The organism is Ideonella sp. FW305-24 (genome assembly GCF_058788035.1).
The window spans coordinates 99314-124318 of sequence record NZ_JBYTAI010000008.1; the positions used below are offsets into that span (position 1 = coordinate 99314).

General features: G+C 68.5%; 24 protein-coding genes. 11 read left to right on the forward strand and 13 right to left on the reverse strand.

Annotated elements, in window-relative coordinates; genetic code table 11:
• Positions 1-156: 156 nt before the first annotated feature.
• The 4 genes from AC3WR5_RS21195 to AC3WR5_RS21210 all read left to right on the forward strand — a co-directional run bounded on the left by AC3WR5_RS21195 (position 157) and on the right by AC3WR5_RS21210 (position 4817).
• Positions 157-723 carry a hypothetical protein gene (locus AC3WR5_RS21195; protein ID WP_492486934.1) on the forward strand — a complete coding sequence of 189 codons (567 nt, stop codon included), beginning with the start codon at positions 157-159 and terminating at the stop codon, positions 721-723.
• Between the two features lie 52 nt (positions 724-775).
• Complete coding sequence (locus tag AC3WR5_RS21200) at positions 776-1765, forward strand: hypothetical protein (protein WP_492486935.1); 990 nt, start codon at positions 776-778, stop codon at positions 1763-1765.
• A gap of 65 nt (positions 1766-1830) precedes the next feature.
• A complete protein-coding gene (locus AC3WR5_RS21205; RefSeq protein WP_492486936.1) occupies positions 1831-2535 on the forward strand; it encodes a response regulator transcription factor in 705 nt (234 codons plus the stop codon).
• On the forward strand, positions 2532-4817 hold the full coding sequence (locus AC3WR5_RS21210; protein WP_492486938.1) for a sensor histidine kinase: 2286 nt from the start codon (positions 2532-2534) through the stop codon (positions 4815-4817). Before AC3WR5_RS21205 ends, AC3WR5_RS21210 begins: the two co-directional genes overlap by 4 nt.
• A gap of 41 nt (positions 4818-4858) precedes the next feature.
• On the opposite strand, the gene AC3WR5_RS21215 is transcribed toward AC3WR5_RS21210, so the two are convergent.
• The 7 genes from AC3WR5_RS21215 to AC3WR5_RS21245 all read right to left on the reverse strand — a co-directional run bounded on the left by AC3WR5_RS21215 (position 4859) and on the right by AC3WR5_RS21245 (position 11090).
• Positions 4859-5863, reverse strand: coding sequence for a tetratricopeptide repeat protein (locus tag AC3WR5_RS21215; protein WP_492486940.1), 1005 nt, complete (start codon positions 5861-5863; stop codon positions 4859-4861).
• A 154-nt stretch (positions 5864-6017) separates the two neighbouring features.
• The gene (locus AC3WR5_RS21220; RefSeq protein WP_492486941.1) at positions 6018-6470 is read right to left on the reverse strand and encodes a hypothetical protein; all 453 of its coding nucleotides are present in this window, start codon (positions 6468-6470) and stop codon (positions 6018-6020) included.
• A 20-nt stretch (positions 6471-6490) separates the two neighbouring features.
• Positions 6491-7843, reverse strand: a complete 1353-nt coding sequence (locus AC3WR5_RS21225; protein ID WP_492486943.1) for an ATP-binding protein — start codon at positions 7841-7843, stop codon at positions 6491-6493.
• Between the two features lie 249 nt (positions 7844-8092).
• Positions 8093-8395 (reverse strand): high-potential iron-sulfur protein, encoded by a 303-nt coding sequence (locus tag AC3WR5_RS21230; RefSeq protein ID WP_141288780.1) that lies wholly within the window; start codon positions 8393-8395, stop codon positions 8093-8095.
• Between the two features lie 113 nt (positions 8396-8508).
• Complete coding sequence (locus AC3WR5_RS21235; RefSeq protein WP_492486945.1) at positions 8509-9504, reverse strand: NADP-dependent oxidoreductase; 996 nt, start codon at positions 9502-9504, stop codon at positions 8509-8511.
• Between the two features lie 61 nt (positions 9505-9565).
• Complete coding sequence (locus AC3WR5_RS21240) at positions 9566-10381, reverse strand: oxidoreductase (protein WP_492486947.1); 816 nt, start codon at positions 10379-10381, stop codon at positions 9566-9568.
• A 103-nt stretch (positions 10382-10484) separates the two neighbouring features.
• Positions 10485-11090 (reverse strand): TetR/AcrR family transcriptional regulator, encoded by a 606-nt coding sequence (locus AC3WR5_RS21245; RefSeq protein WP_492486948.1) that lies wholly within the window; start codon positions 11088-11090, stop codon positions 10485-10487.
• A gap of 151 nt (positions 11091-11241) precedes the next feature.
• Here AC3WR5_RS21245 and AC3WR5_RS21250 point away from each other — a divergent pair, with 151 nt between their 5' ends.
• Positions 11242-11646, forward strand: a complete 405-nt coding sequence (locus tag AC3WR5_RS21250) for a DoxX family protein (RefSeq protein ID WP_141291028.1) — start codon at positions 11242-11244, stop codon at positions 11644-11646.
• Between the two features lie 16 nt (positions 11647-11662).
• On the opposite strand, the gene AC3WR5_RS21255 is transcribed toward AC3WR5_RS21250, so the two are convergent.
• Both AC3WR5_RS21255 and AC3WR5_RS21260 read right to left on the reverse strand, forming a co-directional pair.
• On the reverse strand, positions 11663-12289 hold the full coding sequence (locus AC3WR5_RS21255) for a DUF6151 family protein (protein WP_492486950.1): 627 nt from the start codon (positions 12287-12289) through the stop codon (positions 11663-11665).
• Positions 12286-14490 (reverse strand): ATP-binding protein, encoded by a 2205-nt coding sequence (locus tag AC3WR5_RS21260; protein WP_492486952.1) that lies wholly within the window; start codon positions 14488-14490, stop codon positions 12286-12288. The genes AC3WR5_RS21255 and AC3WR5_RS21260 overlap by 4 nt, the downstream gene beginning before the upstream one ends.
• A gap of 200 nt (positions 14491-14690) precedes the next feature.
• Between AC3WR5_RS21260 and AC3WR5_RS21265 the strand changes: the two genes are divergently transcribed.
• Positions 14691-15038, forward strand: coding sequence for a hypothetical protein (locus AC3WR5_RS21265; RefSeq protein ID WP_141291884.1), 348 nt, complete (start codon positions 14691-14693; stop codon positions 15036-15038).
• A gap of 8 nt (positions 15039-15046) precedes the next feature.
• Here AC3WR5_RS21265 and AC3WR5_RS21270 read toward each other — a convergent pair whose 3' ends face one another.
• Together AC3WR5_RS21270 and AC3WR5_RS21275 are read right to left on the reverse strand one after the other, a co-directional pair.
• Entirely contained in the window at positions 15047-15787 is a 741-nt protein-coding gene (locus AC3WR5_RS21270; RefSeq protein WP_492486954.1) for an anti-sigma factor family protein, read from the reverse strand.
• Entirely contained in the window at positions 15784-16284 is a 501-nt protein-coding gene (locus AC3WR5_RS21275) for a sigma-70 family RNA polymerase sigma factor (RefSeq protein WP_492486956.1), read from the reverse strand. Before AC3WR5_RS21275 ends, AC3WR5_RS21270 begins: the two co-directional genes overlap by 4 nt.
• Before the next feature lie 66 nt (positions 16285-16350).
• Here AC3WR5_RS21275 and AC3WR5_RS21280 point away from each other — a divergent pair, with 66 nt between their 5' ends.
• The 3 genes from AC3WR5_RS21280 to AC3WR5_RS21290 all read left to right on the forward strand — a co-directional run bounded on the left by AC3WR5_RS21280 (position 16351) and on the right by AC3WR5_RS21290 (position 19975).
• The gene (locus AC3WR5_RS21280; RefSeq protein ID WP_492486957.1) at positions 16351-17643 is read left to right on the forward strand and encodes a S8 family serine peptidase; all 1293 of its coding nucleotides are present in this window, start codon (positions 16351-16353) and stop codon (positions 17641-17643) included.
• A 105-nt stretch (positions 17644-17748) separates the two neighbouring features.
• Positions 17749-18303 (forward strand): hypothetical protein, encoded by a 555-nt coding sequence (locus tag AC3WR5_RS21285; RefSeq protein ID WP_492486958.1) that lies wholly within the window; start codon positions 17749-17751, stop codon positions 18301-18303.
• 298 nt (positions 18304-18601) lie between these two features.
• Positions 18602-19975, forward strand: coding sequence for an MFS transporter (locus AC3WR5_RS21290; protein WP_492486959.1), 1374 nt, complete (start codon positions 18602-18604; stop codon positions 19973-19975).
• A gap of 243 nt (positions 19976-20218) precedes the next feature.
• Here AC3WR5_RS21290 and AC3WR5_RS21295 read toward each other — a convergent pair whose 3' ends face one another.
• Positions 20219-21721 carry an ATP-binding protein gene (locus AC3WR5_RS21295; RefSeq protein ID WP_492486961.1) on the reverse strand — a complete coding sequence of 501 codons (1503 nt, stop codon included), beginning with the start codon at positions 21719-21721 and terminating at the stop codon, positions 20219-20221.
• Positions 21722-21757: 36 nt separating this feature from the next.
• Between AC3WR5_RS21295 and AC3WR5_RS21300 the strand changes: the two genes are divergently transcribed.
• The gene (locus tag AC3WR5_RS21300; RefSeq protein WP_492486963.1) at positions 21758-22663 is read left to right on the forward strand and encodes a ketopantoate reductase family protein; all 906 of its coding nucleotides are present in this window, start codon (positions 21758-21760) and stop codon (positions 22661-22663) included.
• Here the strand turns inward: AC3WR5_RS21300 and AC3WR5_RS21305 are convergent.
• Complete coding sequence (locus AC3WR5_RS21305) at positions 22660-23553, reverse strand: LysR family transcriptional regulator (protein ID WP_492486965.1); 894 nt, start codon at positions 23551-23553, stop codon at positions 22660-22662. The genes AC3WR5_RS21300 and AC3WR5_RS21305 overlap by 4 nt on opposite strands.
• Positions 23554-23625: 72 nt before the next feature.
• Between AC3WR5_RS21305 and AC3WR5_RS21310 the strand changes: the two genes are divergently transcribed.
• A complete protein-coding gene (locus AC3WR5_RS21310; protein WP_492486967.1) occupies positions 23626-24993 on the forward strand; it encodes an acyclic terpene utilization AtuA family protein in 1368 nt (455 codons plus the stop codon).
• The last annotated feature ends 12 nt before the right edge of the window (positions 24994-25005 follow it).

The window sequence follows — 25005 nt, forward strand, 5'->3', positions numbered from 1 at the left end:
CAGGGACATCATCAGGCGGGATGGCGGCGGACGCAAAGCGGAGGCGCTGATGCGAAGGTGGCGCTGCCCGGCCATTGATGATGTTTGATAGTTGCCCTTGTCCCGCGGCGCGGCGGCGCGTTCAATGGGGTCATCGCAGCCCCCACGGACCACGCCATGCCCACCACCACTGCCCGCTCTGTCCTGTTCCAGCTCGCCTGCATGGCAGCCTGTGCCTTCGGTCCGGCGCTGTCTGCACAGGCGGCCACCAAGACCGAGGACTTCAACGCCGCGTTCCCTGCCTGGGAGTCGGGCTGGTTCGGCAAGCACTCGAACGCCAGCAACCACTGCGCCGCCAACTACTGCCTGGTGGATGACGACTGGGCGGACCCGAGCAACACCGTGCGCGGCATGGCTGGCAGCGGCCTGGTGCTGAGCAGCGACGGCGGCTGGTCTTCGTCCCCCATCACCATCAACTTCGACCCGGCCTTCGGTGCCACCCTCAAGGCCATGCAGATCGACGTGGCGGTGTACGTGGAGTCGACCTTCTCCGCCTGGGACAGCAATGGCAATCCGGTCTATTCCAAGGTGCTGCGGGTCGACAGCTACAAGGACGTGCCGACCAGCCGCTACCAGACGCTGCACTTCAAGTCGGCCACCGGCATCGCAGGCTTCTCGTTCAGCGGCCCCGCCGACGGCAACACGGTGATCGACAACATCACCGTCAAGACGACCAGGCAGTAGTCGCCAACGGCGGCCGACCCCGTCCCTCTATTTCGCCATTCAAAGGCTCACGATGCATTCGTCTTCCCTTTCCTGTGCCGCGCTTCTTGCGGCGCTGTCGCTCGTCGCACCGGCCTGCCTGGCCGCGCCGGCCTACCAACTTGTGGACCTGGGCCCCAACACCAGCGCGACCAGCCTGAATGCCAATGCCAACGTGCTCGGTGAGCGCAACGGCAAGGTGGCGCGCTACTTCGGTGGCCAATGGCATTCGGTGCCTTCGGTGATCGCCGGGGCTGCGCTGAACGATGCCGGCCAGGTCGCGGGCACCTTGATGGACAAGCAAAGCTCGCTGGCAACGTCGGCCTGGTGGAGCAAGGCGGCTGGCGCCGTCGAGATCGCTCCCCTTGGCACCGGCGAGAGCCATGCCCATGCGATCTCCGGCAACGGCACGGTCGTGGGCACCGGCATCCTGGATCCGGTGTGGGGCTCGATCTACGCCTTCAAGTACCAGGACGGCAAGCTCACCCGCTTGAGCTGCCTGGTGCCGACCTCCGGCTGCGATGCCCGCGGCGTCAATGACGCGGGCCAGATCACAGGCGCCACGCAGGTGCCGTATTCCGGCTCGCATGCCTTCCTCTACGACCCCACGGTCGGCTTCTGGCGCGAGCTTGGCACGCTGGGTGGCCGGTCCTCCATCGGCATGGCCATCAATGCCGCTGGCCACGTGGTGGGCAACGCCGATGTCGCAGACGGTGTGAACCACCACGCCTTCTTCTTCGACGGCACGACGATGATCGACCTGGGCGCGCCCGATGGCGGCAGCAGCTTCGCCACCGCGCTCAACGACCATGACGCGGTGGTCGGCGGCATGGTGGACGCGGCAGGCACCCCCTCGGCCTTCTTCTACAAGGGCGGCAAGATGCACGACCTCGCCAGCCTGGTCGACAACGCCGCCGGCTGGACCTTCGTGCAGGCCACGGCCATCAATGCCAAGGGCCAGATCGCCGGCAATGGCCTGCTGAACGGCGTGCCTCACGCCTTCCTGCTCGACAAGCGCAACTGATCTCGACCGCATAATCGCTTGGGCCGCTTGGGTCATTTGCACGCGGCAATTGCAGAAGGGAATGAATGCGCAGCTTTCTGCTGGAAGACGATCCCGAGCACGCAGCGCACTTCATGGCGAGCCTGGCGGCCACGGAATTCCAGGTCCGCCATTTCTGGACCGCGGGCAGCTTCTTCGAGGCGCTGGCCGAGTCCACGCCGCAGCTCATCGTGCTCGACTGGATGCTGCCGGACCTCAGCGGCTACCAGGTGCTGCGCCGGGTGCGCGAGCGCTTTGGCCTGGCGGTGCCCATCGTCATGCTGACCTCCGTCGACAACGAGGAGCGGGTGGTCGCGGCCTTCGAGGCCGGTGCGGACGACTTCCTGACCAAGCCGGTCGCCAGGCCGGTGCTGCGCGCCAGGTTGCAGGCCTTGGCGCGCCGGGTCAACCAGGCGCCGGCCGCGTTCAGCGGCAGCGTCAGCTTCGGCCCCTACCGGCTCGACTATGCGCGCCAGAGCGTGCGCGACGTCGACGAGCCCGACGCACGTTTCGCGCTGACGCCGCGCGAGTTCGACCTGATCTGGCTGCTGATGAACAACCCGGACCGCTTCATCCCGCGGGCTGAACTGATTGCCGGCGTCTGGGGCAAGAGCAGCGAAGTGGCGCCCCACACGCTGGCGCAGAACGTGCACGCGCTGCGCAAGAAGCTGGGGCTGGCGCGGCGGGACATCCGGCTCGCGGCGGTCTACGGCTCGGGCTACCGCCTGGAATCGCCGGGGTCCTCACGGTGAACCCGCAGCCCGGCGCGGATCTCATGGAAGCGCTGGAGCCGGTTGCCACCGAAGAATTCGTCGCGGCCTGGCAGCACCGTTTGCCGGCGCTTTTCGGCGAAGCCCGCGCGCTGCAGCTGGTGACGCTTGCCTGGCACCTGAGGCAGCGCGACCCGGCGCTCGCCGCGGTCCTGGCCGATGAAGCGCAACCTTTGCTGGCCACCAGCGCGCCGACGGTTGCCGGCACGGCCCTTGCGCGCCTGTCACTCGTGCGCGCCGAGGCCTGCCTGTTGCGCGCCGACTTCGACGCAGCGGGCGCTCAGGCGCAGGCAGCGCTGGCGGCGTTCATGGGCCGGGGTGAGCACGCGGGCTGCTGCGACGCGCTGATGCTGGCCGCGAACATCGCCAGCGACCTGGGCCAGTACCGGGAGCGTGACGCAGCACTGGCGCGCGCACGCGACTGCGCCATTGCGGGGGGCGACGGCTTGCGCGTTGCGCTGGTCCATGCGGCCCTGGCCTACAACGCGGCGGCTGCCAACGACCCGAACGCCGAGACCTGCTGGGCGGCGGCCATGAACGATCTGGTCGCCACTGGCATTCCGGTCCTGACGGTGGTGGCCAACGACTTCCGGGTGGCCATGGCCTTCAAGCGCGGGGATCACGGCCCCGCGATTGCCTGGCTGCGCGACCAGATGGCGGCCGCCGGGCGTTGCGGCATGGTCAGGAAGCAGATCTCGACCGCCGCCAACCTGGGCCTGGCCTTCTCCATGCTCAACGACCACGGCGCTGCCCTCGACTGGGCCCAGCAGTCGCTGGACATGGCGCGCCGCACCGGCTGGCCGGTGGCCATCGGTGCCGGCTTGGTGCAGATGGCACCGGTCCTGGCCAAGCTGGACCAGCCCGAAGCCGCGCAGGCCATGCTGGACGAATCCATCGGCGTGCTGGCGCCGCTGACGGGTTGCTTTTTCTACCTGCCGGCACTGAGCTTCAGCGGCCTGTTTGCCCTCCAGCGAGGGGACGCGCAAGCCGCGCTGATCGCCTATGCGGAACTCGAACGAAAGTCGCACGGCCACTACCGCGAGCAGTTCCTATTCTCGGTTCACATCGGCCGCGCCCGTGCCCTGTCCCTGCTGGGGCGTGGTCCGGAAGCCGAGCAGGACGCCCTTCAAGCGCTCGCCACCGCCGTGGCCAATGGCGAGCTGACCGCCCAGATCGAGGTGCTGCAGTTTCTGGCCCAACTGCACGACCGCTTCGAGCTCGCGCCGCCGACCATGGCCGCGGCCACCAGTGCGCCGCTGCACTACCTGGGGCTGGCGCTCGATGTCGCGGCCGAGATTCCAGGGTTCACGGTGCCCGACCACTTGCTGACCCTCGTCGCCGAGCAGCATGCCAAGGTCGGCGACCACGCCCGCGCCTATGCCTGCGCGCGCGCTGCGGCGGCCGCCCGCGAGGCCACGCATGGGCGCGAGGTGCGCGACCGGGCCATGGCCACGCAGCTGCGGCATGAGGCCGAGCGGGCGCGCGCCGAAAGCGAACACCTGCGCCGCCTCGCCGACGTCGAAGCCAAGCGTGCCCAGGCGCTGGGGTCTGCGCTGTCGGATCTGCGTGCGGCCCAGACCGAGCTGCTGCGGCGCAACGAGCTGCAGGCGCGCATGAGCGCCGAGCGCGAGGAAACGCTGGCCTTCCTGGCGCATGACCTGCGCGCGCCGCTGACGGCCATTGCCGCCGCGCTGTCCGACACGCCGCGCGAAGACACGCTGCTGCGGACCGGCCGCCTGGCGCAGCGCGCGCTGACCATGACCGATCGCTTCCTGGACATTGCCCGCCTCAGCCAGCTGCCGCCGAGCGGCCGTGTCTCGCTGGACCTGGCCTCGCTGATCGACGAGGCCTGCGAGACCTTCGAGCGCCGCGCCGTCCAGGAAGGCCGCACGCTGGAGCAGGCGCTGGTCTTCGGCGTCGCCGTGCTCGGCCACCGCGAGGCCTTGACCCGGGCCTTCTGCAACCTCGTCGACAACGCCCTCAAGTTCTCGCGCCCCGGCGGCCGGGTCGACGTGCTGATGGCCGTCACCGAACAGGAAGCCGCCTTGATCGTCACCGACGATGGCGCCGGCATGCCCGACGCGGCGCAGCAACTGCTGCTGCGCACCGGCAGCGACCGCACCCCCGCCGCCAGCGGCCGCCTGGGCCTGGCCATCGTTGCCGAGGTGGCCAAGGTGCACGAGGCGCGGGTTGTGGTCGAGGTGTCGGCGAGTGGTACCCGCATCGAGATGTGGCTGCCGCGAGCCGGCGTGAATACGCCGTAAGCCAGCAATGCCCCCCGTTTCCCCGGACAGGCATTTGCATGTCACTCAGGTCGTTGGCTGGCGGGCAACTTCAAGCCTCGCATGCGCATGTCTTCGGCAACGGCATCTGCCTCTGGCAAACCCAGGCGTGACAACTCCATCCACGCCTTCTCAAGCAACTGCCTGGCTTCATCCGCCGTTGCCCCTTCTCCATCCAGCAACTGCAACCCGATCTTTGCGCTGGTGATCGCGTTTCCGCGCACGTCGCCCAGCCGCTCGTAGACCGGCAGTTGTTCCTCCCTGCGGATGCGCAGGGCCTCATCGGGCTGGCCGCGGGTTTGCAGGATGTCGGCAATCTTGCCCATGGTCACGGCCTTCTCGCGCACGTCGCCCAGCCGCTCGAAGACCGGCAGTTGTTCTTCCCTGCGGATGCGCAAGGCCTCGTCAAGTTGACCGCGGGCTCGCAGGATGTCGGCAATCTTGCCCATGATCATGGCTTTCGCGCGCACGTCGCCCAGGTGCTCGAAGACCGGCAGTTGTTCTTCCCGGCGGATGCGCAGGGCCTCGTCGAGCTGGCCGCGGGCTTGCAGGATGTCAGCGATCTGACCCATGGTGACGGCCTTGGAGCGCACGTCGCCCAGGTGCTCGAAGACCGGTAGTTGTTCCTCCTTGCGGATGCGCAGGGCCTCGTCGAGCTGGCCACGGGACTGCAGGATGTCGGCGATCTTGCCCATGGTGACGGCCTTGGAGCGCACGTCGCCCAGGCGCTCATAGACGGGCAGTTGTTCTTCGGTGCGGATGCGCAGGGCCTCGTCGAGCTGGCCGCGGGCTCGCAGGATGTCGGCGATCTGGCCCTTGGTCAGGGCTTCGGCTCGTTCGTCACCCAGTCGCCGATGCAAAGGGAGTTCGACCTCGCGCCAGTGTTGCAGCGCGGCGTCGTAGTCGCCCAGGTCATGCAGCAACCGGCCAAGTTCATCGACAGGCGCCGCCAGCAATTCGTCCGGCGGGGCCGGCTCGGTCGCCAGCCAGGTACGAATCTCGGCCACACGGCGGCTGCGTTCCGCCATCGAACGGTTGTCCCTGCCGGCTGGCCTGGGCGGGATCAGCGGGACATGCCCACCTGTGAGTCCAATCTCTGGGCTGGAACCGATGGCGGTTGCAGATGCCGCAGGCGCTGCGGCGGGCAGGAAGGCATAGACGCCGCCTCGCCAGGCCCACAAGTCAGGCGCCTTGCTTGAGGCGAGTGCAATCGCATCGGCATCGAGCCAGAACACCAGGCGGGCGCGGGCTTGCGAGGCAAGGCGTTCGCGGCGTGCGTTGAAAGCGTCCCACCGCGCCGAATCGAACCATCCCGGCCGGCCGGCCGACGACGTGGACCACCGCGCCTGCGCGGGCGTTCTTGATGAGGCGATCTTCCAGCATGGCCGCGTCGGCAATCCTGTCGCTCAGCGGCAGGCGGCTGGTGCTCAGGCCTGCCATGCGCAAGACCTCGTCGAGCGCCGTCATCACCTGTTTGCGCAGGTTTTCGTCGGGCGCATCGACCAGCAACCATTGGAAGGCCGGGCCGTGCACCAGCGTGCGCGAAAGGCGCAGGAAATCGTCGTGGCAAGACGCTGGGAGACCACGTGCCGCCGCCAACCGCAGTTGTTCAACATCGAAGGCGGAGCCGGCCATTTCGCAGACTGCCGCTTGGGTCAGGCTGGGGGAGCTGCGGCTGGCGCGGTTGCAGGCTCGGCAGCCGGCACCACGGCCAGTCGGTAGCCCTCCAGCGTGCGCACCACCGGGTGGCTGCGGCGCCAGGCGCCATCGTTGTACTGCAGCGGCGCCAGCCGGTGCAGCAGTTCCTGCGCCTGTTCGTCGTTGCCGCCGTGGGCCGGATTGGCGTCAATGGCCTTCAGCAGCAGGTAGTCGGCGGGTTTCAGAAAGTAGCGGTAGTCGGATGCGAGTTGTTCAATGGCGCGTTGCACCACTGCCGCGTCGATCAAGCTGTCTGCCACTTCGCAACACAGCTTCAACAGGCGTAGCAGCTCGCGCGGATGACCGCCGCTGTATTCCACCAGGCGCTTTGCTTCAGTGTCGCTGGAGAAAAGGCTGCTGTCAGCGCGCCGCAGCAGCAGTTCGTGCATGGCCGTCAGACCGGGCTCGAAGGGGCTGCTGTCGCGCTCTTGCAGCTTGATCATCGGCAGCACCATGTCAGCATCGAGCTTGCCGCCCAGCCGACCGTCGTACTTGAGGTGGAGTGGGGCGGTGTAGATGGCGAGGGTCTGGATTGCCAGGAGTTGCTCGGCATCCTGTACGAAGAACTGCTGGGTGTCTTCACCGCGCATCTTGTCGGTGCCGTCGATCAGGAAGAGCACTCTTTCGGCGCGCCCTGCACGCGTCAACTCGGCTTCTGCTGTGCGAATGAGGTTACTGAACGCGATCGCCAGGGTCGTGAAGCCGTTGCGAATCTCCTGCCGCCACTCGCTCTTCTGGCTCGACCCGGTCTTGAACGCAGTGGTAAAGCCTGCGAACAGTTTGACGATTCCCGGGATACCGCCGCCAGCCTCGATGCCGGTCTTGAGTTCCGCGCTCAGTTCCCGGTTCGTGCTGCGCGTCTGGATGGCACTGGCGAACCAGTCGCGCACGGGCTTGAGCGAGTCTTCGCCGAGCGAGAATCCATCGGCATTGAGACGCTCCAGCAGCGTTTCAGCCATCGCCATCAGCGCTTCCGTGTACTGCAGGTTGTTGCGGTCCAGCTTGGCGAGAACGTCGACTTCAACGACATAGAAGCGCTTCGACTCGTTCAGCCTGCCCGCGTATCGGCGCAGCTCGGTGGTCTTGCCGCTGCCGATGTGGCCGAAGAACAGCACATGCTTGTCGTTGGGGGCAAAGAAGGCATTCGTCGCCGTATCCCAGCCGAACTTGCGTGCCAGCCGTGCAAAGGTCTTCTCGCTGCCACGTGCCGTCTGCGTGTCTACATAACGCGGATCTCCGTCGGGCAGCGCTTCTTCGTACTCGATCTTCTGCAGGACTTCAAGAATGTGAGTCGGAGGTTTGTATGCCATGGCGAGGTGAATTTTAGGGCGAGGACCATTGGCACAACGAGTCGAATGTGTGGGCGTTTGCAAAGTGACCCGGAAAACTGGGCCGTCCGCCGGGCGATCATGCGCGATGGCAAGTGCGACTGCCATGCCGCAAGGGATCGTCTTGCAGGCCCCTGCACTTCAGGTCCAACGGCTGAAGCACCGGAGCACCGGAAGTTGCCGCAGGTTCAGCCCGGCTTGCCGTCCAGCCGGGCCCCGCCAGGTCCAGGTCTAGGCCTTCTTCGCGTAGGCGCTGCACCAGCCCTTGGCCGCGACGTTCTTGCCGGCGAACAGCGGGCAGGCACCGCTCGCGTCGCCCGCCTTGCCTTGGTAGAACTGGCAATTCGCGCAGGTCTGTCCAGCGGCGTACTTCGGGAACTTGGCCTTGTCGGCCTTGGTGGCGTCCACCACATAACCCAGCGCCGTGGCCTGGGCATCCTTGGGGTCGACGTCTGCGGCGCGCGCCTGCTGTGCGGCCAACAGCGCGAGGCTGGTGACCGGAATGATCTGGATGAAGGTGCGACGCGTGGTCATGCTGGCGAGTCCTCAGGGTTGGCTGGCAAGAGATTCATTGTGCGACCCGGCTGGCCGTGCGTCGCGCCTTGTCTGCCGCCAGCTTGCGCTGCGTCATGGCCCTGAGGCCATCCTCACCTGATCTTGATCACCACCTTGCCTTTCGCACGGCCGGCCTCGACGTAGGCCATGGCTTCGTTGGTGGATGCGAACGGGAAGACCTTGTCGATCACAGGATGGATGGCGCCGGCCTCGATGAGCCTGGTGATCTCGCGCAGCTGGCTGCCGTTCGCCTTCATGAACAGGAATGAATAGTCGACGCCCAGCTTCCTGGCTCTGCGCCTGACGCCTGCGCTCAGCAGCCGCATGACCAGCCTCACGAAGCCTGGCGAGCCAATGGCCTGGCCGAAGGCCGGGTCCGGCGGGCCGGAGATGGAGATGAGCTTGCCGCCGGGCTTGAGCACGCCGAGCGATTTGGCGAGGGTCTTGCCGTCCTGGCTGTTCAGCACCAGGTCGCAGTCGCGCAGCACCTGCGCGAAATCCTGCGTCTTGTAGTTGACGACCACGTCCGCGCCTAGGCGCTTCACCAGCTCGGTGTTGCTGCTGGTGGTCGCCACAGTGGCGCCCAGGTGCTTGGCCAACTGGATGGCGAAGGTGCCGACGCCGCCGGAACCCGCCTGGATGAAGACCTTCTCTCCCTGCTTCAGCCTGGCCGTCTCGACCAGCGCCTGCCAGGCCGTCAGGCCCACCAGCGGGATGGATGCGGCTTCTTCCATCGAGAGGTTCCTGGGCTTGGGCGCCAGCGAGCTTTCCTTGACCGGGACAAGCTCGGCGAAGGTGCCGATCCGGAAGTCATCCACCCGCGCGTAGACCTCGTCGCCGGGCTTGAACTGCCGCACCCGCGGGCCGACCTTGCGCACCACGCCGGCCACGTCGTGGCCCAGCACCAGCGGCAGCCGGTAGGGCAGGATGAGCTTGAACTCGCCGTCCCGGATCTTGACGTCCAGCAGGTTGACGCCGGCGGCGTGCACCTCGACCAGGACCTCGTCGTCGCGCAAATCAGGGTCTGGCAGCTCGGCTGGCCGCAGAAGGCCTTTCTTGGCGTAGCGGTCGAGAACAAATGCCTTCATGGTGTTTCCTTGGTCGAACTGGTGGCCCGTCGCGGGGCAATGTGGTGGATCAACGAGCGGCTCAGGCTTCGAGGCGCAGGTCCTTGCGGACGCCCGCGTCCAGCACGCTCGCAGGCGCGAAGCGGCGCAGCATGCGCATGCGGCTGGCCAGGCCGGGTGTGTAGTGGAGTTTGGGGTGCTCCGCGGTGGCCGCCCGCAGCACCACTTCGGCGACGACCTCCGGGCCGTCGGCACCAACGAGCACTTCCTTGACCCGCTTCTCGACCCCGGCGCGCACCATGCCGTATACGTCCAGCACCGCATCGGGCTGCATCAGGTTGGCATCGAACGGCGTGTTGATGTAGGCAGGTTCTACCACCGAGACGCGAATGCCCTGCGTGCGCAGCTCATGGTCGAGCGCTTCGGAATAGCCGGCCACCGCATGCTTGGTGGCGGAGTACAGCGCCATGTAGGGCATGGGCAGGAAGCCCAGCACCGAGCCGATGTTGACGATGCGGCCGCCGCCCTGGCGGCGCATGTGCGGCAGCACCGCGCGTGTCATGCGCACCAGGCCGAAGAAGTTGGTGTCGAAAATGGCCTGGGCTTGCTCGATTGAGCTTTCCTCGGCTCCGGCGGGCGCCACGCCAAACCCGGCGTTGTTGACCAGCAGATCGAGGCGGCCTTCGCGCTGCATCAGCTGCTGGACGGCGGCTTCGACCGACGCATCGCGGGTCACGTCCAGGGCCAGCATCTCGAAAGCATGTTGGCCGGGCTGGGCGCTGCGGCGGCTGGTGCCGTAGACCTTGTAGCCCCCCGCCTGGGCGAGCTGCGTGGCGGTGGCCTGGCCGATGCCCGACGAGGCGCCGGTCACAAGGGCAATCCTGCTGTGTTTTGTCATGGTGTGGGTCTGTCCGAGGCTTGGGTGGGGAGGGGTTGTGATATCGGGATGATGATCATCATGTGAGAAGGCGAGCGAAGCGCCGGCGCTCCATGTGGCCGTTTCAATCGTGGGTGGCGGTCAGGTGCTTCAGCGCGGCGCTTCGCAGGCCATCGGCCAGCGCGGGGTCATCGACCGCGCGGGACAGCAGCAGCGCGCCCACCATCGTGGAGATCGCGACCAGCGCCTGCGCGTGGGCCTGGGGCTGCCCCCAGTCCGGCGACTGGCGGGCCAGCAGGTCGACCATTTCCTTGACGTAGCGCGTCGTGACCTGGCGCACCTCCGGCGCCTGCCGCGCGGTCTCGGAGCCCAGCGCGGCCAGCGGGCAGCCGGTTTCTGCGTGGTCGGCATGCGTCTTCGAGAGGTAGGCGTCCAGCATGGCGGCGACCACCTGCCCGGGTGGCACGCCGGCCGCCACGCCTGTTGCCGCCGAGGCCGACTCGGCGCAGGCCTGGCGCGCGGCCTCCACCAGCATGGCCTCGCGCGAAGCGAAGTGCGCGTAGAACGCGCCGTGCGTCAGCCCGGCCTCTTTCATGATGTCGGCCACGCCGACCCCGTCGTAGCCGCTGCGACGGATCGCGCGCGCCGCCACGGCGACGATGCGCGCGTGTGTTGCCTCTTTTGCCGCCGCTCGCTGGCTTGCTTTTGAAATTCGCATGATGACAATCATACATAAATTTGCGGCTTCGTGCTGGTGGGGGGTGGTGGGGGCCTGGATGCGGGCTGCAGCAGTGCGCTGTCCGTTCCGGCGGCCTCGTGGGGCTGTCTTCGGCAGGCCCTGGCACTTGAGGTCCAATCGCTCGATGTCATCTGCTCTTCCCATGTCCGCGCCCCGGCTCGGGGGCTGGCGCCTTGCCGGCCTGGTGTTTGTGTTCCTGTGGTTCTTCATTGGCGGCATTGCGCACTTCGCCGCGCTCGAAACCGAGATGCGCATCGTGCCGCCGTACATCCCGTGGCCGATGGCCGCGGTGCTGGTCAGCGGGGTGTTCGAGCTGCTGGGCGCTGCCGGCCTGCTGTGGCGGCGCACCCGCCGGGCGGCGGGCATCGGCCTGTTCCTGCTGACGCTGGCGGTCACGCCGGTGCACTTCTACATGTTGCAGGTGCCCGAGCAGTTCGACGTGCCCTATGCCTTGCTGGCGGCCCGGCTGCCGCTGCAGGTGGCGCTGCTGGCCCTGATTGCCTGGAGCACGGCGACGCCGCGCCGCCGCCGCGGGCTGTTTCGCTGAAGTCCAGCGGGCGGGTTCAGGACTGCCCGACCCGTTGTTGCAGCCGCGCGTATTCGGCGCTGCTGAGCACCTGGCGCTGCGCCAGTGGCGTGCCGCTGTGCACGTCGAAGAAGGGCGTGTGCAGGTAGCTGCCGCCAATGCGCGCGCCGGCCACCATGCGAGCGATGCGCAGCATGGCCCAGGTGGTGGACAGGGCGCTTGCGCTCGGCACAGGGCCTTGCGTCTGCCTGGCGCTCTGCCGGTTGAGCTGCATGCGCAGCGGGCCGAAGGACGCCGCCAGCGTGTGCGTCGGATCGCTCTGCAGGCAGCTGTGCAGCAGGCCGATGTACGAGAACTTGTGGCTGCGCGGCGTGTTGCCGATGGCGGTGCGGCAGCAGCGGGTGTACCAGCGCAGCATGCCGCCTTCGGTGAGCGACATGCAGGCCAGCGTTTCGCGGCCCTGGGTGAACCGCAGCCAGGCGGGCGAGGTGGCGATCACCTCGCTGCCGTCCAGCGGGTCCAGCACGCGCTGCGGCTCGCCGAGGAAGTGGGCGAAGGCCTGGCAGTCCTTGCAGTAGCAGACGCAGCGGCTGGCCCGCTCGCCGTGGCTGAGCAGGCCGGAGACGGTGCCGCAGCGGCAGCGCAGCAGATGGGGCGGGTTCATTCGGCGGCGGGAGGTGTCTTCTTGTCATCAGCCGCCTGCTGCAGGGCGCTCAGCAAGGTGTCGATCGCATACGGCTTGCGCAGCAGCTGGGCATGGGTGTCGGGCGCCTGGGCCGAGTAGCCGGTGGCGACCACGGTGGGCAGCGCAGGCAGGTGTTCGCGGCACCAGGCCACCAGGTCCAGCCCGCTCATGCGGCCGGGCATCACCACGTCGGTGAACAGCACGTCGAAGGGTTGGCCCTGCAACAGGCGTTGCAAGGCTTCGTCGGCGCTGTTGCACAGCGTCACCTTGTGGCCCTCGCCCTGCAGGGCCGGCAGCACCACCGAGGCCACCAGCGGGTCGTCTTCCACCATCAGCAGCCGCAGCTGGCGGCTGGGCTGGGGCGCACCGGCACTGGCGGCCGGTGCCTCTGCCCGCTGCTCGCTGGCCGGCAGGTAGAGGCTGACGCGGGTGCCTTCGCCGGGCTTGCTCTGCAACCGCGCGTCGCCACCGGACTGGCGCGCCAGGGCCAGCACCTGCGGCAGGCCCAGGCCACTGCCTGTGCCGACCGGCTTGGTCGTGAAATACGGCTCGAAGGCCTTGGCCTGGGTTTCGGCGTCCATGCCGGGGCCGTCGTCGGCCACCTCGATGCAGAGGTAGCGCCGGCCGGTCTGCAGGCCGGCGGTTTCGGCTGGCTCGGCCAGGCGGCCGGTGAGGGTGATGTGGCCGCCGTCCGGCATTGCGTCGCGGGCATTGAAGACCAGGTTCAACAGCGCCAGTTCGAGCTGCGTGGGGTCGACGAACAGTGCCGGCAGGCGTGGCTCGATGTGGGCCGACAGCTGCACCCGTGCGCCGACGGCCTTGCTGGTCAGCTCCTGGGTCTTCAGCACGAAGTCGCCCAGGTCCACCGACTGCGGCTGCAGCGCCTGGCGGCGGCCGAAGGTGAGCATCTGCCGGACCAGGGCGGCCGCCTTCGCGGTAGCCCGCAGCGCGCTTTGCAGCACCCGGCGCTGCGACCCTTCGCCGACCTGGCGATCCATGACCTGCAAGGCCATCTGGATGGTCTGCAGCAGGTTGTTGAAGTCATGTGCCAGTCCGCCGGTGAGACGGCCGATGGCCTCGTGCTTCTGGCCGTCCAGCAGCCGGGCCTGGGCCTCGCCGGCCTGCTGCACGGCCTCGGCCACGCGCTGCTCCAGCGTGCGCGTGGCCTCGTGCGAGCGCAGGCCGGCTTCGTGCAGCGCGGCGCTGACCTGGTCGGCCTCGCTGACGCCGGTGCTCAGGCGCGGCGGCACCGCGTCTTCGCCCAGCTGCGAGGCGGCTTCGCGCAGGGCCAGCACCGGCGCGCTGATGCGGCGCGCGCCATACATCGCCATGCCCAGACCGATCAGCAGCAACAGCCCGGAGGCCGCCATGGCCTGCAGCGTGACTCGCTGTGCCGCCCGGGTCAGCGCGGTGCGCGGCAGCGCAATGATCACCGCCCAGCGGTAGCGGCTGGGCTTGCTGAGGTAGCTCAGCGATGGCACGCCGTCCAGCGTGGTCGATTCGGCAAAGCCGTCTTCGCCGGCCTGGGCACGGCGCTGGATGTCGCCGGTGGCCTGCCGGCCCAGCCACTTTTCCGGATCGCGGCTGCGGGCGATCACGTGCTGGTCCTGGTCGATGATGGAGGCGACGCTGCCTTCGGGGTACCGGTGCTCGTCGAGGATGGCCTGCATCACGCTCGGCTCGAAGGACACGCCGACGTTGTACTGCGGCGGCTGCACGCCGCGCTGCGCCGCGAACACGCCCAGCACCGGCTTCTTCAGCAATGGCGCCTGCTGGGCGAAGAATACTTCCGGCTCGCCGGTGACGAAGTGCGCGCCCGGTGGCCGCGGGCGCGGCGTCAGGTCCAGCTCGGGCAGCAAGGTGTTCAGCAGCACGCGCTCGCGGTCGACCAGGAAGGCCCAGTTGCCGCTGCCCTCGACGGCCACCGCGGCTTCTTCGCGGAAGCGGCGCAGGTCACCGTCGTGCAGCGCGCTGGAGCCCGCCAGCGTGCGGGCCATGACCGCGCGCTTGTCCAGCTCCCGCTCGGCAACGAAGTTCAGGCTTTGCCCGATGTTCTGCACGTTCATGCGCGCGCTGTCTTCCTCGCGCTGGTAGGTGGTGCGCGCCAGCAGGCCAAAGCCGATGACGGCCGGCAGCCAGACGGCGAAGACCAGCAACAGGAGACGGGTGCGGATGCTCATGTCAGCGTGGTGGGGCTTCGGGAGAGGGCTTCAGAACGGTCAGCAAGCCAGGAAGTTAACAGCACTTGCTGACTTCGGTTGGCACGGCGCTTGTCGGCCTGCGCCTACAGCGCCATGCGGCGTTCACTCACGGGCTGTTTGCGGGCCCGACGGTCTACTGCACGGCAATCCAAGAACGCACTTTCCGACGCTGTCATCCCATGTCCAATCTCCTCGCCGAACGCCCCGTCACCCGTGCTGCCGTGCCCGATGCCATGCAGGGCCGGACGCTGAAGCTGCGCTGGCTCGAAGGCCCGATCCGGGGCGAGTCCCAGGAAATTCGTTTCCACGAGGACGGCACCTTCGGCCTGTCGGGCCACCCGGCCTCCCTGCGCATGCCCTACAGCTGCTTCGAGCTGGCCGAAGAAGTCCAGCTGGTTTCGCTGCCTTCGCCCGCCGGCTACACGCTGACGATGGCGCTGAATTTCAACGACCGGTCGACCATGGGCGTGGCCACGCGCGCAGACGGCTGGGAGCCGGTGCGAGGGCACATCGAACTGCTGAACTGACGCCTGTCTCAGCGCTGCCAGGCCCGGTCGCGTGCGCTGCGCTCCTGCGTGGCGTCCAGCGCATTGCCGGCGATGTACCGGTCCACCGCTGCCAGCACCGCAGGCGGCAGCGTTGAAGCCGCTTGGCGCAGGCCAGCGGCTTGGCTGGCGTCCACCTGCTCCGCGGCCTGCACTTGCCAGCCTGCGGGCGAGCGGCAGGCCAGGCCTGCAGTGGCTCCGGCCACGAAGGTGCGGCAGTAGCCGCCGGCCTGCGCCACGAAGCTGAGCTGCAGCGCCACGCGCGCACCGGCCGGCGTGTCGCTTGCGAGTTGCGTGTCCAGCGCCTGCGCCAGCGCGCCGCGGGCCAGCAGCCGGCCGCCTTGCTCGGCCATCAGCGGCACATCGCCACCCCGGTGTGCCCACAAGGCGCCTGACACCAGGCCAATCGCCAGGCTGGCCGCCATGCCGCCCCAGGCCGCCCAGCCCAGCCCCCCGCGGCGCTGGCGAATGGCATCCAGTGCGACGACTGCTGCAAGCCGCGGCGCGGCGGCCGGCGGCGGTGCCAGCAAGGCGCTGAGGCGGTCCGGCACCGGTTCGTCCAGCACCGCCGCAAAGGCCTTGGCCACGCGCTGGCGCTGGGCCTGGAAGGTTTCCACGCGGGCCCGCAGCGCGGCGTCGCCGGCCATTGCCTCGGCCAGCGCCTGGCGGCGCCGGGCGGAGAGTTCGCCGTCGGCAAACGCCATCAGTTCGTCGTCCTGCCAGTCGTTCATGTCATCTCTTTCGGCAGCTCGCCCAGCCAGGCCTGCAGCGCTTCGCGGGCCCGGGCCAGCCGGCTGGTCAGCGTGCCAATGGGAATGCCCAGCAGCTCGGCCGCCTCCTGGTACGAAAAGCCTTCGACCAGCACCATGCCAACGGCGGCGCGCTGCTCGTCGCCCAGCTGCGCCACTGCCCTGCGCACCGCCAGCGCGTCCAGCTGCGAGTCCTGCACGCCCACCTCGGCGCCGGCTTCTTCCGGCAGGAAGGTCTGGTCGCGGCGCTCGCGGGCCCGCACTTCGTCGATCCACGCGTTCTGCATGATCCTGAACATCCAGCTGTCCAGCCGCGTGCCGGGCGCCCACTGGTCGATCCGGTTCAAGGCCTTCTCGATGGCGATCTGCACCAGGTCGTCCGCATCTGCCGGGTGCCGCGCCAGCGTGCGGCCAAAGCGCCGCAGGCGCGGCAGCAGGGCTGCGATCTGGTGTCGCACATCGGTGGAGGCTTGGCTCATCTGCTGGGGACAACGGGTGTCGCAGGGATTTTCTTCCATGCCTGGCTCGTTATGCTGCCAACGACCATGAAAGCTGTGCCCTCGCTTCTCCTCTTGTGCGGCGCGCTGGCGCTGGCCATGCCGGCCAGCGCCCAGCTGCGCCTGCCTTCGCTGCCTTCGCTGCCGCGCGAGCTGCCCCGCCTGCCCACGGTCTCGCCGGAGCTGCTGCCGCAGACGCTGGCCGCGCTGCAGGACCGCCGGCTGGCGACAGTGCGCGAGCTGCTGCGCCGGCATGCGGACCAGGTCGAGGCCGATCCTGCGGGCCAGCCGGTGCGCCGCCAGGAACTGCTGCTGGTGTCGCCCCCGGCCGCGCTGCTGGCCGCGGCGCTGGCGGAAGGCTTTGTGCTGCTGCGCGAGGAAACGCTGGCCGAGCTGGAGATTCGCCAGCTGGTGCTGCGGCCGCCGCCGGGGCTGGGCACGGCGCAGGCCGTGGCGCGGCTGCGTGCCATGGATGCATCGGCCACGGTCGACTTCAATCACCTCTACATGCCGGGCGGCGAAGTGGTGCCTGCCGAGCCGGCAGCAACAGCTTCGGCACCGCCGCGCCTGGCGCCGCGCCGCGTCGGCCTGGTGGATGGCGGCGTGGACAGCGGCCATGCCGCGCTGGCCGGGCTGGCGCTGCAGCGCTGGGGCTGCGGCGGCGCCGAGCGGCCCAGCGCGCATGGCACCGCGGTGGCTTCGCTGCTGGTCGGGCGGGACGCGGTTTTCGCCGGGGTGCTGCCCGGCGCCACGCTGCTGGCGGCCGATGTCTATTGCGAACAGCCGGCAGGCGGCAGCGCCGAAGAGGTGGCTCGGGCGCTCGCCTGGCTGGCCGGCGAGCGGGTGGCGGTGATCAACGTCAGCCTGGTCGGCCCGGCCAACCTGCTGCTGGCGCAGGCGGTGGCGGCGCTGGTGCGCAAGGGCCACCTGGTAGTAGCCGCAGTGGGCAACGACGGGCCGGCCGCGCCGCCGCTGTACCCGGCCGCGTATCCCGGCGTGGTCGGCGTGACCGGCATCGGTGCCGCGCGCCGGGTGCTGCCCGAGGCCGCGCAAGGCCCGCAGGTGCTGTTCGCCGCACCCGGCAGCGAGATGGCCGTGGCCCGGCCGGGCGGCGGCTATGGGGTGGCACGTGGCACCTCGTTCGCAGCGCCTGTCGTGGCCGGCCTGCTGGCCGAGACCCTGGCGCAGCCCGGCCCGCAGGAGGCTGCGGCGGCGCTGCAGCAACTGGCCCGCCAGGCAGTGGACCTCGGCGCACCGGGCCGCGACCCGGTCTACGGCTTCGGCCTGGTGGGCGAAGCCCTGCGCGTGGCGCCGGAAAGCGTGCACGCTCGGTCGCGCTGACAAAGCGTTACCACCACCTGCGGAAGAAGCCCGGCGCGGTGCTCGTTGTGCTCGGTGAAAGGGTTGGAAACCGCCGGCCCTTCACAGTGTCAAGGAGTGCAGATCATGTTCAAGCCACGTCAATTCAAGTTTGCTTCCCGCGTCTCGATCGCGCTGCTGTCGGCTTGCTGCCTGGCACCGGCGGCGCATGCCGGCTTGCTCGGCGGCGGCGGTGGTGGCAGCGGTGGTGGTCTGGGCGGTGTGGGCGGTGGCCTGGGAGGGGGCTTCCATGGCGGCTTTGCGCCGCGCAGCCTCGACCTGGCCGGGCAGGCGAACGCTCAGGCCAGCCGCAACGGCGCGCCGCTGCCCGCTGCCAGCCGCGCACGCGACGCCGTGAGTTCGGCCACCGATGCCGCTGGCACTGCGAAACCAGCCACCGCGGACGGCACTGCCAGCCCTGCGCCCAAGGGCCAGGCTGCGGCTCCGCAGAGCGCGCCAGCGCCGGCCACTGCCGCGGCCAACGGCAGCGCCACCGGCACCAGCCGCGCGCTGGCCGGCAATGCCAACGCCAGCGGCAGCATCCGCCAGGCCAATGCCTCGGCCAACGCTGCCGCGCAGGCCTCGCGCGACACGCATTCGATCAGCGTGGACGGAGGCGCCCAGGCCGAAGTGCAGCGCTAAGGGCTGGCCGGCGCTGAGTGGCCTGATAAGTTGTCTGACAACCTGGGCTGTCTTGCGTCTACGTGAGATCGCGTATGACGCGCTGGCAGCCCCGGGTCTAGAGTGCGATCCGTTCGCCAACCCCTGGGAAATCCCTTGGTTTCCAGGGGTTTCCCTTTGCCGACTCGTCGGCAGGGCGGCCCAGGTCCGCTTGGCTTGGGCGGCGAATAAGTCATACGATGTCATATAACTTGCGACCTCGCCCTGGACCTTGTCGCCCCTGGCCCGCGCCGCGCCTGCCCTTCAGCTTCAGGTTTTCATGAGCACACACAGCATATTTGCCGCGCCCCCTGCGGCCGGCGCAGCTTCGGCCGCCGCGCGTCCCACCCGGGTCCGTTACCTGATCCTGGCGATGCTGTTCATCGTCACCACGGTGAACTACGCCGACCGGGCCACGCTGTCCATCACCGGCCCGGCGATGAAGGCCGAGTTCGGCTTCGATTCGGTGCAGCTGGGTTTCATCTTCTCGGCCTTCAGCTGGGCCTACGTGGCCGCGCAGCTGCCCGGCGGCTGGCTGCTGGACCGCTACGGTGCGCGCAAGATCTACGCAGCCAGCATCGTGCTGTGGTCGCTGTTCACACTGCTGCAGGCCTTCACCGGCGCCGTGGCCGGCGTGTTCGGCGCGGTGACGCTGCTGTTCGCGTTGCGCTTCCTGGTCGGCCTGGCCGAGTCACCGGCCTTCCCGGCGAATGCCAAGCTGAGTGCCAGCTGGTTCCCCACGGCAGAGCGCGGCACCGCCTCGGCCATCTTCAACTCGGCGCAGTATTTCGCCGCGGTGGTCTTCACGCCGCTGATGGCCGGCCTGACCCAGTGGATGGGCTGGCACCACGTCTACCTGTGGATGGGCGTGATCGGCTTCGTGCTGGCCGGTGTGTGGCTCAAGGTGGTGCACAACCCCGCCGACCACCCACGCGCCAACAAGGCCGAGCGCGAATACATCGCCAAGGGCGGTGGCTTGCTGAACCTGGGCCCGCAGGCCATGCCCTCGGGCATCGTGCGCGACGGCCGCACCTGGGCCAACCTGGGCCAGCTGATGCGCAGCCGCATGATGCTGGGCATCTACCTGGGCCAGTTCTCGATCAACGTGCTGACCTACTTCTTCCTGACCTGGTTCCCGGTCTACCTGGTGCAGCAGCGCCACATGTCCATCCTGAAGGCCGGCTTCATGGCCTCGCTGCCGGCGCTGTGCGGCTTCCTCGGCGGTGTGCTCGGAGGCGTGATCTCGGACGGACTGATCAAGCGCGGCGCCAGCCTCACCGTGGCCCGCAAGACGCCCATCGTGCTGGGCATGCTGCTGTCGGTCACGATGATCTTCTGCAACTACGTGGACAACGAGTGGCTGGTCGTCGGCCTGATGGCACTGGCCTTCTTCGGCAAGGGCATCGGCGCGCTGGGCTGGGCGGTCGTTTCCGACACCGCACCGAAGGAAATCATCGGCCTGGCCGGCAGCGTGTTCAACATGTTCGGCAATGCCGCGGGCATCGTCACGCCCATCGTCATCGGCTACATCCTGGCCCACACCGGTTCGTTCAACGGCGCGCTGGTCTTCGTCGGCTTGAACGCCCTGGTCACCGTCGTCGCCTACCTGGTCATCGTGCCGGAGATCAAGCGGCTGGAGTTGAAGCCGCGGTGAGCTTGGCGCTCCATGGTTTAGCGATTAAACAAGCAAGCCATTGATTCGATTGAACTTTTCATCTTGTTGACCTCGGGCAAGGTGCCGGCCTTTAAAGCAGAAAGCCGCGCTTTGTTCAGGCTGCAGCCAAGTTCAACGGTTTTGCGTTCAAGGAGGCAAGCGCTTGATTTGGAGACGATTTCGTCCGATCGTCAGGCGTGCTTGTGGGTTGCCTTGAAACTGACGCAAGGCGACAGGTCATTTTCAGGCCCAGTACGGCAAGTAGCGGGCGTAGCGGGTTGACGTGGTCTCGACGTCATCCGCCTTGATCAGCCCGGCGTCCCGTGTGGCGGCGATCACCTGCGAAACCGTGGCCACCTTGTTCTCACCCAGCCGAAAGCGCTCACGCAGCGACTGGTTGGACATTCGCTGATTGCTCACGTGCATCAGGCAGCAGTGCTGGTAGCAAGCGCGCACGCGATCGGCCTTGCTCATCGTGGCGAACTCCAGGTGCGCAAACAGCACTGCGGTGGTTCGCAGTTCGCCCACCCGAAAGTCGGGTGCTGGCAACTGGAATACCTCCGCCGCGCTCACGACCTTGTCCACGCCGCTGCCCTTTTCTTCACACACGCCCAGTCTTCGCATCAAGTCCGCCAGTTGGCCGTTGCGTGACCTGTACTCGTCGATGAAACGTTTCACATCGATGGGCGGCAGGCCGGGGTTCGTGATCTCCACCCGGTCGGCGTACATCTCCACCATCACCGAGGCGCCACTGACCTCGAAATCCTGATGCACCAGCGCATTGGCGACCAGTTCGCGCAACGCCTGCTTGGGAAACATCTTGAATTCTTCGCGCCGCACTTGCTCGATGAAATGGTTCTGCGGTGCCGAGGCATGGACAAAGTCCACCAGCCCGTCAAAACCCACTGCATATCCCTTCTGGTCCTGGATGTCTTCACGTGTGCGCAGCTTGTTGGCGCCTTCGTAGATCACGAACCGCATCGCCTTGCGTGCCACTTCCAGCGGGAAGGCGTCCAGCCGTTTGGCCAGCAGCAAGGCCGCCAATCGGGTGATGGTCCAGCCCTCCCGTGGTGACGGCTCGATGAGTCCCTCACCACTCAGTTTTTCCAACACGCCATCGCGGGTCGTGGGATACGGTTGCTTGAGCAAGTCGAAGTAGCCCTGTGTGTCCAGCAAGGCCACCACGGTGTCGGCACTGGCGGCTTCGAGCGCGGGCTGTTGCAGCCAGGTTCTCTGCCCTTCGGAAAAAATGCGGCGCAACTGATCTGGGGTCATTGGCACCAGATCCTCTCCGGCGCGCATCAGGTACGCGCCTTCAAAATCCAGCGGTTGGCCTTGTGACCGCGCGGGCACCTCGAACACCAAGACCCGGCCATTGGGATGGTGCAATTCTGTCGCCTCCAGGCGCAGTCGCAGTTTCTCCACCACCCGGGCCTTGAACTGGTTCAGAGCCGCTGCATCGGCGAAGGCCTGTGAGCCTACCACCCGGCGCGGAGGGCGATCACTGACACCCAGCACCACATGGCCGCCACCTTCGTTGGCCAGCGCCACCACGTAGCGCATCAGCTTGCCCGTGTCGTACTGCTGCTTGGCTTCCTTGAATTCCAGCCGCTCGGTTTCGGTCGGGCTGGCCAGCCAGCGGGTCAGGGTGTCGAGGGTGATGAGCATGGCACAGTGCGAGCGGAATTGGCTGAAGACTGTACCCAAGCTGCGCCGCTTGCAATCGGCCTCGCGCTTGACCGTCATCGCCCATACTTCCGGCATGATCAGGAGAACAAGACGATGAAGATCGCCGTGATGGGCGCGGGCGCCGTGGGGTGCTACTACGGCGGCATGCTGGCGCGGGCCGGGCACGAGGTGGTGCTGATCGCGCGGCCTGTGCATGTGGCGGCCATTGAGCGGGGCGGCTTGAGGCTGGAGGCGCAGGGCTTCGACGAGCACGTTCGCCTGGCTGCCAGCAGCGACCCTGCGGCGGTGGCCGGGGCCGAGCTGGTGCTGTTCTGCGTCAAGTCGCCGGACACCGAAAGCGCAGGCGACCTGCTGCGGCCGCACCTGGCGCCTGGCGCCTTGCTGCTCACGCTGCAGAACGGCGTGGACAACGCGGAACGGCTGCGCACGCGCTTGCCGCAGGCGGTGGCCGCGGCGGTGGTCTACGTGGCCACCGAGATGGCCGGGCCCGGGCATGTGAAGCATCACGGCCGCGGCGAGCTGGTGATCGAACCGTCGAACGCTGCGGCCGTCTCCAGCGATGAGGTGGCGCAGATGCTGATCGCCGCGGGTGTGCCGACGGAGGTCTCGCCCGATGTGGTGGGCGCGCTGTGGGCCAAGCTGATCCTGAACTGCGCCTACAACGCGCTCTCGGCCATCAGCCGCCAGCCCTATGGCGTGCTGGTGCAGGCCGCGGGTGTTGCCGACGTGATGGGCGACGTGGTGGCCGAGTGCCTGGCGGTGGCCGAGGCTGAAGGCGTGCGCGTGCCGGGCGATGTGCCGGCCGCCGTGCGCCGCATTGCCGAGACCATGCCCAGGCAGTTCTCTTCCACCGCGCAGGACCTGATGCGCGGCAAGCCCAGCGAGATCGACCACCTCAACGGCCTGGTGGTGCGCCGCGGCGCTGAGCGAGGCGTGCCCACGCCGGTGAACCGGGTGCTGCACACCTTGGTCAAGCTGCTCGAAGCCAAGTCCGCCTAGGTTTTGCGCGTGGCGGCAATGCTGGCCGCCAGGAAGTCCTGGCCCGCGGCCGGCAGCGTGCGGCCGCGGCGCTTGATCAGGCTGACGGTGCGCACAAAGGCCGCATCGGCGATCGGCCGCGCTACCAACCCCGGCTCGGCACGCAGTTCGCGCGCGGCGCCTGGCAGGATGGTCAGCCCCAGGCCGGCGCGCACCATGGCCACGGCCGTCATCATGTAGGTGGTCTCGCAGGCGACGATGGCCTGCCGGCCGAGCTGGCGGAAGGCTGCGTCCACCAATGCGCGCACGCTGGTCGACGGGTCCGTCAACACCAGCGGTTGATCGGCGAAATGCGCCAGTCGCAGTTGGCGCCGGGCGGCCAATGGATGGTCCGCCGGGCAGACCAGGCACAGCCGGTCGGCCCACTGGTGCAGCGTGTCGAACTCGGCGGCGTCCACCGCGCCACCGGTCAGGCCGAGGTCGACCTGTTCGTCGCGCACCAGCTGCATCACCTGGCTGGCCACGGCGTCCCGCACCACAAACGCAATGCCGGGCTGCGCTGCGCGGCAGGCCAGGATCACGTCCGGTAGCAGGCTGGCGGCAAACGAGGGCAGCGCGGCGATTCGCACCGTGCCGCGCCGGCCGGCGCTGGCTTCACGGGTGTCGGCCACCACCGCGTCCATGTCCTGCAGCATGCGCTGCAGCAGCGGCAGCAGTTCGCGGCCGGTGCGGGTCAGGGCGACCGAGCGGCTGTTGCGGTCCAGCAGCCGGCTGTGCAGCGCCTCTTCGAGCTTGCGGATCTGCACCGTCAGCGCGGGCTGCGACAAATGCAGCGCGGTGGCGGCGCGGGTGAAGCTGCCGAGCTGGGCCACGCTGACAAAGGCGCGGATCTGGCGGAAATTCAGGTCCATGTCGATAGCTTATGGCTGCGATCCAATCATTTCAATTGTTGGATCGCTACCGCGGGCCTACGCTTCGCCTCCATGACTGCCACCCCCGCATCGCCTCGGCCCCGCATCGTTCGCCTGGGCGTGGGCGCCGGTTACTCGGGCGACCGCATCGAGCCGGCGGTCGAGCTGGCGCAGCATGGCGAGATCGACTACCTGGTCTTCGAATGCCTGGCCGAGCGCACCATCGCGCTGGCCCAGCAGGCCAGGCTATGCGACCCGGAGGCCGGTTTCGACCCGCTGCTGGCGGCGCGGCTGCGGGCCGTGCTGCCGCACTGCGCGGCGCGCGGCATCCGCATCCTGACCAACATGGGCGCGGCCAACCCGCTGGGCGCTGCGCGTTGCGCGATGGCGATTGCCGCCGAGCTGGGCTTGCAGGGCTTCAAGATTGCCGCGGTCACGGGCGACGACGTGCTGGCTGCCGTGCAGGCCGGCGAGCACCGCCTGCTGGAGACCGGCGACACCGTGGCTTCGCTGGGTGACCGCGTGCTCTCGGCCAACGCCTACCTGGGCGCCGCGCCCATGGTGCAGGCGCTGGCGCAGGGCGCGCAGCTGGTCATCACCGGCCGCGCGGCGGACCCGGCGCTGTTCCTCGCGCCGCTGGTGCACGCATTCGGCTGGGCCTGGGACGACTGGCAGCGCCTGGGCCAGGGCACGGTGGTGGGCCACCTGCTGGAATGCGCCGGCCAGGTGACCGGCGGCTACTTTGCCGACCCTGGCTTCAAGGACGTGCCGGACCTGGTGCGCCTGGGCTTCCCGATGGGCGAAGTCAGCGAAGACGGCGGCCTGGTCGTCACCAAGCTGGCCGCGGCCGGCGGCTGCGTGACCGAGGCCACCTGCAAGGAACAGTTGCTTTACGAGATCCACGACCCGCAGCGCTACCTGCAGCCGGACGTGGTGGCGGACTTCTCCGAGGTGACGGTGCAGCAGCTCGGCCCGGACCGGGTGCAGGTGAGCGGTGGCCGTGGCGCACCGCGCAGCGGGCTGCTGAAGGTTTCGGTCGGCTACCGCGACGGCTTTGTCGGCGAGGGCCAGATCGCCTACGCTGGCCCTGGCGCCTTGGCGCGAGCGCAGTTGGCGCAGGCCATCGTCGAAGAACGGCTGGCGCTGACCGGCGTGGCGGTGCGCGAGCTGCGCTGCGAGCTGATCGGCGTGAACGCCTTGCATGGCGCCGCCACGCCCTCGTCCGCCACCGAGCCTTACGAAGTGCGGCTGCGCGTGGCCGCGCGCACTGCCACACTGGCCGAAGCCGTGCGCGTGGGTAACGAGGTCGAGACGCTGTACACCAACGGCCCGGCCGGCGGCGGCGGGGCCAGCAAGTCGGCCCGCGAGATCGTTGCGGTGCAGTCGGTGCTGCTGCCCGAGTCCGCGGTCTCGCCGAAAGTCCACCTGATGGAGGCCTGATGCCGAATCCCA